The sequence below is a fragment of the Micromonospora sp. NPDC048843 genome, from assembly GCF_040649965.1.
GTDB lineage: Bacteria > Actinomycetota > Actinomycetes > Mycobacteriales > Micromonosporaceae > Micromonospora > Micromonospora hortensis.
The window spans coordinates 1-9,694 of record NZ_JBEZGJ010000223.1 but is presented as its reverse complement, the minus strand read 5'-3'; the positions used below and the strand labels follow the sequence as shown (position 1 = coordinate 9,694).

The following is a 9,694-nucleotide window of genomic DNA, read 5'->3' as shown; positions in this document are numbered from 1 at the left end:
GAACTCAACGGACGACCACGCCAAACCCTCGACTGGCAGAATCCAGCCGAGGTACTCCACAAACACCTAGTCGCAACAGCCGCTTGAAACCGCCGGCGCCGGTTACCGCGACTTCAAGGAACGCGAGTGGATCAACTCGATCTCGGCCCGGACGAGTCGCACACCAGCGCGACAAAGACCATCAAGGCGCGCATATTGCCGCCCGGATGCGCGGCTCGTTGGCTCCGCTCCGGAGTGCACAAGCAATAGCAACCCGCACCCACCCCACAGGCTCGAAGCCGTACCACGAACCAAGCCGTGCACCAAAGCCACCCACCAAGCCACCGACCGGGCCACCGGCTGGGCGACGGGCCGGGCCACGAAGCGCACGGGATTGATCGACTCGCGTTCCTTGAAGTCGCGGTATCCGAGGCGCGTTGACAGGCCGACTTCATGAAACCCGAGTGGATCATGTGCCGCTGGGGAAATGCTGCCTGCGCACTGGGTTGGACTCGCTCCGAGGCACGAGGCACGCCAGGCGCGGGCACACCAGGCGCTGGCACACCGAGACGCGGGTCAAGCCGGAATGGGGTCAAGCCGGGCACAGGGTCAAGCCAGACACAGGGTCAAGCCGGGCACGGGGTCAAGCCAGATACAGGCTGGGGGGCGACCGTCCCCGGCGTAGGGATCAAGCCTGACCGCCCGAAGCCGGGGACGGTCGCCCCCCAGCCCCCCAGCCCCCAGCCCCCAGCCCTCAGCCCCCAGCCCTCACCGCGACCATCCAAGGGCCGGAGACAGGCCAGGGACGGGCGGCCGGTTCAAGTGCCCTAGCCCGGGTAGCAGTCTTTCGAGACGGCAGTGAGAAGGGATGATGGACATGAAGGCGCTCACCTGGCAGGGCAAGCGAGACGTACGGGTCGAGGAGGTCCCGGACCCTCGGATCGAGGAGCCGACCGATGCGATCGTGAAGATCACCTCGACCGCGATCTGCGGTTCCGACCTGCACCTGTACGAGGTGCTCGGGCCGTACCTGAAGCCGGGTGACGTCCTCGGACACGAGCCGATGGGCATCGTCGAGGAGGTCGGGTCGGAGGTGACCGGGCTCAAGCCTGGCGACCGGGTGGTGGTGCCGTTCAACATCGCCTGCGGCAGCTGCTGGATGTGCCAGCGCCAGCTTTACGCGCAGTGCGAGACCACCCAGGTCACCAGCGAGGGCAAGGGTGCGTCCCTGTTCGGCTACACCTCGCTCTACGGTTCGGTGCCGGGCGGGCAGGCCGAGTACCTGCGCGTCCCGCAGGCTCACTTCGGGCCGATCAAGATCCCGCAGACCGGCGCGGACGAGCGCTACCTCTACCTGTCCGACATTCTGCCCACCGCCTGGCAGGCGGTGAAGTACGCGGACACCCCGCAGGGTGGCACCCTGGCCGTCTTCGGCCTGGGCCCGGTCGGGCAGTTCTGCGCGCGGATCGGCCGCCACCTCGGCGCGGGCCGGGTGATCGGGCTGGACCTGGTGCCCGAGCGGCTGGAGTTGGCCCGCCGGCACGGCATCGAGGTGCTCGACGTGAGCCAACTGTCCGACGTGCCGGGCGCGTTGATCGATCTGGTCGACGGGCGCGGCCCGGACGCGGTGATCGACGCGGTCGGGATGGAGGCGCACGGTTCGCCGGCGGGGAAGTTGGCCCAGACCGCCGCCGGGCTGTTGCCGGACAAGTTGGCCCAGACGATGACCGACCGGGCGGGCGTGGACCGGTTGTCAGTGCTGCACGCCGCGCTCAAGGCGGTTCGTCGCGGCGGCACCGTGTCGCTCTCCGGGGTGTACGGCGGCGAGGCGGACCCGATGCCGCTGATGGAGATGTTCGACAGGGGCATCCAGTTGCGGATGGGGCAGTGCCACGTGCGCCGGTGGACTGACGAGATTCTGCCGCTGCTCTCCGGCGACGACGACCCGCTGGGCGTGGAGGACCTGCGTACCCACCGGGTGCCGCTGGTTCGGGCGCCGCAGGCGTACGAGATGTTCCAGAAGAAGGAGGACGGCTGCATCAAGGTCGTCCTCGAACCATGAGTGCGAGGAGTGAGCCGGGGTTGCGAGCCCCGCAGTCACGAATTCAAGTGGCACCGTGAGCCGGGTGGTCGTGATCGTTGGCGCGAGCAGCGGGATCGGCCGGGCGACGGCCCGGGCGTTCGCCGAGCGCGGCGACCGCCTGGTCCTCGCCGCTCGCGCCACCACGACCCTGGCCGAGGTACGCGCGGAGTGCGCCGACGTCGACGTGCTGACAGTGCCGACCGACGTGACCGAGCCGGGCGCGCTGGACGCGCTCGTGGGCGCCGCGATCGACCGCTTCGGCCGCGTCGACGTGTGGGTGCACACGGCGGCGGTGATGGCCTACGGGCGCTTCGACGAGCTGCCGGAACGGGTCTTCGACCAGGTGGTACGGACCGATCTGCTCGGCGCCGCCGGCTCGGTGCGGGTGGCTTTGCGGCACTTCCGGGCCGCCGGGGCCGGCACCGTGATCCTCACCGGTTCGGTGCTCGGGCACATCACCGCGCCGTACATGAGCGCGTACGTGGCGAGCAAGTGGGGGTTGCAGGGGCTGGCCCGGACGGTGCAGCAGGAGTTGCGGGACAGCCCGGAGATCCGGCTGTGTCTGGTCAACCCGGGCAGCGTGGACACACCGGTGTACCAGCAGGCGGCCAACTATCTGGGCCGGATCGGGCGGCCTCCGCCGCCGGTCGCCGGCCCGCAGCGGGTGGCGCGGGCCATCGTGGACTGCGTGGACCGACCCCGCCGGGAGGTCTCGGTGGGCCGGCTCAACGTGGTGCTGCGGGCCGGCTTCACAGTGCTGCCGGGGGTCTACGACGTCCTCGTCGGCCCGCTGATGCGGGCGGCGGGACTGAGTGGACAGTCAGTCGCCGCGCACGACGGCTCGGTCTTCGCTCCGAACCCCTCCGGTGAGGCTGTCCGCGGCGGTCACCTGCCCGACCTGCGGCAACTCCTGTTCGGACCGGTCGGAGCTGTGCACGCCGCACTGCGCCGACGGTTCGGTTGACCTGTTCGGGACTGTTCGGGACATATTCGGGGGCATCGTGCGTCGATCAACTCGCCTAGGGTGGTGGGCCAGCAAGCGCTCAGGCACACCACGATCGGGGAGACGATTGACCATGCGACTGAACCGCAGAACGGCACTCGGACTGGGCACGGTGGCCACCGCCGGCACGGTGCTGGGCGCTGCCGCCCCGGCGAGCGCCGCCGAGACCACCGAGGCCGCACCGACAACCCCCGCTCGGGCCGCCCTTCGGGTCGCCTCCGTCTTCGCCAAGCACAGCGCCGCGGCCGGCGGAAACTGGCAGGCGTACGTCAGCGTCGCCGACCCGGCCGGAGCTCCGGTGGTCGCGGTCGAGGCCGACGCGGACCGGCGGATCGAGGCGTACAGCGTCAACAAGATCGCCGTCGCCACGGCGGTGCTCGACAAGGTCGACCGGGGGCTGCTCACCCTGGACCAGCAGGTCGAGGTGAGCGCGGCGATCGTCGTACCGGGCGGTGACGGCATCTTCAGCCTGGACGGCGCGTACCCGAGCCTGGTGACCATCGGGCACGTGCTGGCCAACCTGCTGACCGTCTCGGACGACACGGCGGTGCGGCTGTGCGGGCTGGTCGCCCCGGCCGCCGAGATCAACTCCATCCTGGTCGCCAAGGGCTTCCCGAACACCCAGGTCCAGCCGGTGGCCAACCCGAACCGGTTCTTCCTCGGCACCAGCACCCCACGGGAGACGCACGACCTGCTGCGCGCCCTGGTCGCTGGCACGCTGCTCTCCCCCGCCTCGACGACGTACCTGTTGGGCATCCTGCGCTCCCCGGTGGCGTTCACCGACGGCATCCGGCGCACGATGTCCTCCGACGAGCGGGCCCGGATCGCCACCAAGGCCGGCTGGTACGCCGACGCCCGGCACGAGGCCGGCGTGATCTTCGACCGCTCCGGCGCTGCGGTGCTCACCTACGCCCTCTTCGCCGATGGTCAGGCCAACCCTGAGGACTTCGGCGCGACCCATCCGGCGGTGCAGGCCCGGGCCGCCATGGGCCCCAAGTTCCTGGCCGCTGTCGATCGGATCGCGGGCGTCGGCAAGACGTTCCGGATCACCGCCCGACGCCCCAGCAACGGCGGCTAGGGCACGTCGTCAGTCCCTCCCGGGTCGGTCGCCGCTGCCGGCGACCGACCCGGCGTGGCGACCACCGAGGCACGGGTCGGTCCGGGTGACTACCGTGTAGGGCGGACACGTCGGAGGGACGGCAATGGCACGAGCGCAGAACACGGACGTCGAACGGTCGCTCGGGCGGCGGATGCGGGGCGCCGCTGGCCTGGCCGCGCTGGCCGGCCTGGCCTGGGTCGCCCGGGATGTGCCGGCGGCGCTGGGTGGCCGGCTCAGCGGGGCGCGGGCCGAACGGGCGGCCCGCTCGCCGCAGTTCCGCGAGGGCACCTTCCACAACCGGGCCGGCACCCGCACGATGATCGCCGAGCCGGGGCGCAATCTGGTCCGCGAGCTGATCTTCGGCAAGCAGAAGCGGCGTCCCACCACAGCCCTCCCGCTGCTGCGCCCCAGCGCCGGAGGGCCGGGGGCCGCCGACAGCGCCGACGAGCTCAACATCGTCTGGTACGGCCACGCCTCGACCCTGATCGAGATCGAGGGCCGGCGGGTGCTGCTCGACCCGGTCTGGAGCGAGCGGTGCTCCCCCTCGGGTCTGGTCGGCCCGCGTCGGCTGCACGAGCCCCCGGTGGGCATCGACGAGCTGCCCCCGCTGGACGCCATCCTGATCTCGCACGACCACTACGACCACCTCGACATGGCCACCGTGCGGGCGCTGCTCGCCGGGCAGTCCGCGCCGTTCCTGGTGCCGCTCGGCGTGGGTGCGCACCTGGACCGCTGGGGCGTACCCGCCGAACGGATCATCGAACTGGACTGGTCCGAGTCGCACCAGGTCGCCGGCTTGGAGATCACCGCCACCGCCGCCCAGCACTTCTCCGGACGAGGGCTGCGCCGCGACGGCACGCTCTGGAGTTCGTGGGTGGTGGCCGGGGCGCGTCGCAAGGTCTTCTACACCGGCGACTCCGGTTACTTCGACGGGTACGCCGAGATCGGCGCCGAGCACGGGCCGTTCGACGTCACGCTGATGCAGATCGGCGCGTACGACAGGGCCTGGCCGACGATCCACATGTTCCCGGAGGAGGCGGTCAGCGCCCACCTCGACCTGCGCGGCGGGCTGTTCGTGCCGGTGCACTGGGCGACGTTCAACCTGGCCCTGCACGACTGGTCCGAGCCGGTCGACCGGCTGTGGGCCGAGGCGAAGGCCCGCGACGTGCGGCTCGCCGTGCCCCGGCCGGGCGAGCGGGTGGTGGTCGACGAGCCGCCCGCCGTCGACGGCTGGTGGCAGGCCATCGCCTGAGTCAGGCCACGCAGGCATCGCCTGACGTCGGGCCGTCACTTGGCAACGGGCCGTCGCCTGACGTCGGGTCAGAGCACGAACGCGTCGGTCCAGAGCGCACCGGACCGGCCGGAGAGCGCGTCCAGCATGGCCACCGCCTGACCGTCGGTGAGCTGCGCGACGAAGTCCACGATGGCTCGGCCCCGGGCACGACCGATCCGGTCCGGGGTACGCGGGTGCAGCTCCGCCTCGGCCAACTCGACCAGATCGTGCAACCGCCGGGGCAGGCGGGACTCCTCCTCCGGGTCCAGCAACCACTCCCAGAGCGCCTCGACCAGGGTGCCCAGCAGCCGGGCCTGGCCGCGCTGGTGCAGGGCGAGGTCCGGGCGGGCCAGCACGAACCGGTGGTGGACGAACTTGAGCACCTGCACCTCGTGCCACTGCGCGCAGCCCAGCAGCACGTGCCCGGAGCGCACCGACGGCTGTTCGGTGACAGTTATCGCCTCGACGAAGCGGGTGGACCAGCGGGCGGAGAACCTTGCCACGTACTGCTCGGCCTCGATCGAGCCGTCGAACGGCATCGCGAGCAGCCCGTCCACCAATTCCTCGCGGACGTGTTCGACGGCGGCGGCGAACGCGTCGTCGTCGGCGATCCAGGCGTCCTTGCGGTGCAGTTGCCGGCGTAGCCGCTCGATCGCCGCCCCGGGTCGCCGGGCAGCCGTGGCCAACGCCGCGTCGGTGATCGCCCGCAGTTGCCCGCTCTCGCGCTGCCAGGCCATCAACTCAGCGGAGACCGAGCCCTGCTGGAGCACCCCGACCCGGTAGAAGTCCTCCACGTCGTGGATGGCGTACGCGATGTCGTCGGCGGTGTCCATCACGGACGCCTCCACCGTCTGCTGCCAGTCCGGGATGCGACCGGCGAACGGTGCCCTGGCCTGCCGCAGGTCGTCCAGCTCGGTCCGGTACGCACCGAACTTCGACGAGCCGCTCTCCGGGTCGTCCGGCGGCGGGGTGGCGCCGCGCGGCGGCGGGTCCATGGTGCGCGGGTGCGGGTCGGGGTGGTCCAGGCGGGTCCACGGGTACTTCAGCATGGCCGCGCGGACCGCCGCGGTCAGGTCCAACCCGGTGGTGGCCGCGCCGCGAATCTCGGTGCTGGTGACGATGCGGTACGACTGCGCGTTGCCCTCGAAACCGTCGGAGAGGCCGAGACGCTGACGGGCCAGCCGGTCCAGCACCCGCTCCCCCAGGTGCCCGAACGGTGGGTGGCCGAGGTCGTGGGCGAGCGCTGCCGCCTCCACCACGTCGGGGTCGCAGCCGCCGAGCTTGTCCAGCAGGTCACGCCACCGTTCGTCGGCGCTCAACCGCTCGGCGACGGCCCGGGCCACCTGAGCGACCTTGAGGCTGTGGGTGAGCCGGTTGTGCACCAGCAGCCCGGAGCCGACGGGGCTGATCACCTGGGTGACGCCACCGAGGCGGGCGAAGAACGGCGAGCCGACGATCCGGTCCCGGTCGGCACGGAACGGGTTGGCCGTGAGGTCGCCGAGGGCCCGGGCGCTGCCGCCGAAGAGCCGCCGGGCGCGCGGCTCCGCAGCAGATTCCATGATCGCCACGCTAGCGCAGGCCCGACGGGACCGCCGCCGGTCACCCCGGTCGGGCGCCGCGGTTCGGTCGCCCGCCCCGGCCGGGCGCGGCGACAGCGCCAGGGCGCGCCCGGCAGAATGCAGGCGTACCCACTCCCGAAGGCGGATCGAGATCGTGACCCAGTCTGTTCATCAGCGGATCGCCGACGAGCTCGGCGTGGCCGAGCGTCAGGTGCGGGCGGCCGTGGAGCTGCTCGACGGCGGCGCCACAGTGCCGTTCATCGCCCGCTACCGCAAGGAGGCCACCGGCCTGCTCGACGACACCCAGCTGCGCACACTGGAGGAGCGGCTGCGCTACCTGCGCGAGCTGGACGAGCGGCGGGCCGCGGTGCTGGAGTCGATCCGCGGCCAGGGCAAGTTGGACGAGGCCCTGGAAGCGCAGATCATGGCCGCCGACTCGAAGTCCCGGCTGGAGGACATCTACCTCCCGTACAAGCCGAAGCGGCGAACCCGTGCGCAGATCGCCCGCGAGGCCGGGTTGGCCCCGTTGGCCGAGACGCTGCTGGCCGACCCCGGTCAGGACCCGCGGACCACCGCCGCCGGGTTCGTCGATGAGGAGAAGGGCGTCGCCGACGCCGCGGCCGCGCTGGAGGGCGCGCGGGCGATCCTCATCGAGACCTTCGCGGAGGACGCCGACCTGATCGGCACGCTGCGCGAGCAGATGTGGTCGCGGGGCCGTCTGGTTGCCCGGGTACGCGAGGGTCAGGAGGCGGCCGGTGCCAAGTTCGCCGACTACTTCGACTTCTCCGAGCCGTACCCGAAGCTGCCCTCGCACCGGATCCTGGCGATGTTCCGGGGCGAGAAGGAGGGCGTGCTCGACCTGACCATGGAGTCGGAGGAGGCGGGCGAGGCGGACGCCGTACCGACCGGCCCGACCCGCTACGAGGCGGCCATCGCCGGCCGGTTCGGGGTGTCCGACGCGGGTCGCCCGGCCGACCGCTGGCTGTCCGACACGGTCCGCTGGGCGTGGCGTACCCGGATCCTCATCCACCTCGGCGCGGACCTGCGGATGCGGCTGTGGCAGGCGGCCGAGGAGGAGGCCGTCCGGGTCTTCGCCACCAACCTGCGGGACCTGCTGCTCGCCGCGCCGGCCGGCACCAGGCCCACGATGGGTCTCGACCCGGGTCTGCGGACCGGAGTGAAGGTGGCAGTGGTGGACGCCACCGGCAAGGTGCTCGCCACCGACACGATCTATCCGCACGAGCCGCGCCGGCAGTGGGACGCGTCGGTGGAGACCCTCGCCCGGCTGGCCGGGGCGCACGGGGTGGAGCTTGTCGCGATCGGCAACGGCACCGCCTCCCGTGAGACCGACAAGCTCGCCGGGGAGCTGATCGCCCGGCACCCGCAGCTCAACCTGACCAAGGTGATGGTTTCCGAGGCCGGCGCGTCGGTCTACTCCGCCTCCGCGTACGCCTCGCAGGAACTGCCAGGGATGGACGTGTCGCTGCGCGGCGCGGTCTCCATCGCCCGCCGCCTCCAGGACCCCCTCGCGGAGCTGGTCAAGATCGACCCGCGCTCGATCGGCGTCGGTCAGTACCAGCACGACCTGTCCGAGGTGAAGCTGTCCCGGTCGCTGGACGCGGTAGTCGAGGACTGCGTGAACGCGGTGGGGGTGGACGTCAACACCGCTTCCGCGCCGCTGCTGACCCGGGTCTCCGGGATCGGCGCCGGCCTGGCCGAGAACATCGTGCTGCACCGGGACGCCAACGGGCCGTTCCGTACGCGTACCGAACTGAAGAAGGTGGCCCGGCTCGGGCCGAAGGCGTTCGAGCAGTGCGCCGGCTTCCTGCGCATCCCCGGCGGCGATGACCCGCTGGACTCCTCCAGCGTGCACCCCGAGGCGTACCCGGTGGTGCGCCGCATCCTCTCCACCACCGGGCAGGACCTGCGCTCGGTGATCGGCAAGAGCGGCATCCTGCGCGGGCTGCGGGCCACCGACTTCGTCGACGACCGGTTCGGTCTCCCCACCGTCACCGATATCCTCGCCGAGCTGGAGAAGCCGGGCCGGGACCCCCGCCCGGAGTTCCGCACCGCCACCTTCGTCGAGGGGGTGGAGAAGATCAGCGACCTGACGACGGGGATGGTGCTGGAGGGCGTGGTCACCAACGTGGCCGCGTTCGGCGCGTTCGTCGACGTCGGGGTGCACCAGGACGGTCTGGTGCACGTCTCGGCGATGTCCCGGACCTTCGTGAAGGACCCCCGCGAGGTCGTGAAGTCCGGCGACGTGGTCAAGGTCCGGGTGCTCGACGTGGACGTACCCCGCAAGCGGATCTCGCTGACCCTGCGCCTGGACGACGAACCCGCTGCCGCCGGTGGTGGTGGTGGTCGGACGAGCCAGGAGGGACGTGGCGGCCCGGCGCAGCGCGCGCCGCAGGGTGGTCGCGGCGGCGGCCAGGGCGGTCGCGAAGGCCAGGCCGGTCGCGGCGGGCAGGGAGGTCGAGGCGGCCAGGACAGTCGAGGCGGGCAGGGAGGTCGCGGCGGGCAGCAGCGGCAGGGCGCACCGGCGCTGGCCAATGACGCAATGGCCGAAGCCCTGCGCCGCGCCGGACTGGCCTGACCCCGTTCGGCACGTCAACCCCGCCCCCGGCCCCCCCCGCGAGCCCCCCCCCCGCGATCAAGCAGGGGGGCGGGGGGCCCCCCCCACCGCGCCACCCCCCGG

Annotated in this window: 6 protein-coding genes; 5 read left to right on the top strand and 1 reads right to left on the bottom strand. The window is 72.0% G+C overall.

From position 1 onward, the window contains the following. Nucleotides 1-856: 856 nt before the first annotated feature. The 4 genes from AB0C20_RS32415 (at nt 857) to AB0C20_RS32400 (ending at nt 5,416) form a co-directional block, all read left to right on the top strand. Complete coding sequence (locus AB0C20_RS32415) at nt 857-2,041, top strand: zinc-dependent alcohol dehydrogenase (protein WP_357191942.1); 1,185 nt, start codon at nt 857-859, stop codon at nt 2,039-2,041. 64 nt (nt 2,042-2,105) lie between these two features. Beyond that, nucleotides 2,106-3,026 (top strand): SDR family NAD(P)-dependent oxidoreductase, encoded by a 921-nt coding sequence (locus AB0C20_RS32410; protein ID WP_357569418.1) that lies wholly within the window; start codon nt 2,106-2,108, stop codon nt 3,024-3,026. Nucleotides 3,027-3,138: 112 nt separating this feature from the next. Continuing rightward, complete coding sequence (locus tag AB0C20_RS32405) at nt 3,139-4,143, top strand: serine hydrolase (RefSeq protein WP_357191948.1); 1,005 nt, start codon at nt 3,139-3,141, stop codon at nt 4,141-4,143. A 124-nt stretch (nt 4,144-4,267) separates the two neighbouring features. Beyond that, the gene (locus tag AB0C20_RS32400; protein WP_357191951.1) at nt 4,268-5,416 is read left to right on the top strand and encodes an MBL fold metallo-hydrolase; all 1,149 of its coding nucleotides are present in this window, start codon (nt 4,268-4,270) and stop codon (nt 5,414-5,416) included. 68 nt (nt 5,417-5,484) lie between these two features. Here AB0C20_RS32400 and dgt read toward each other — a convergent pair whose 3' ends face one another. Continuing rightward, nucleotides 5,485-6,996, bottom strand: a complete 1,512-nt coding sequence (gene dgt, locus AB0C20_RS32395) for a dGTP triphosphohydrolase (RefSeq protein WP_112584707.1) — start codon at nt 6,994-6,996, stop codon at nt 5,485-5,487. A gap of 154 nt (nt 6,997-7,150) precedes the next feature. Between dgt and AB0C20_RS32390 the strand changes: the two genes are divergently transcribed. After that, entirely contained in the window at nt 7,151-9,592 is a 2,442-nt protein-coding gene (locus AB0C20_RS32390; RefSeq protein ID WP_357569417.1) for a Tex family protein, read from the top strand. The last annotated feature ends 102 nt before the right edge of the window (nt 9,593-9,694 follow it).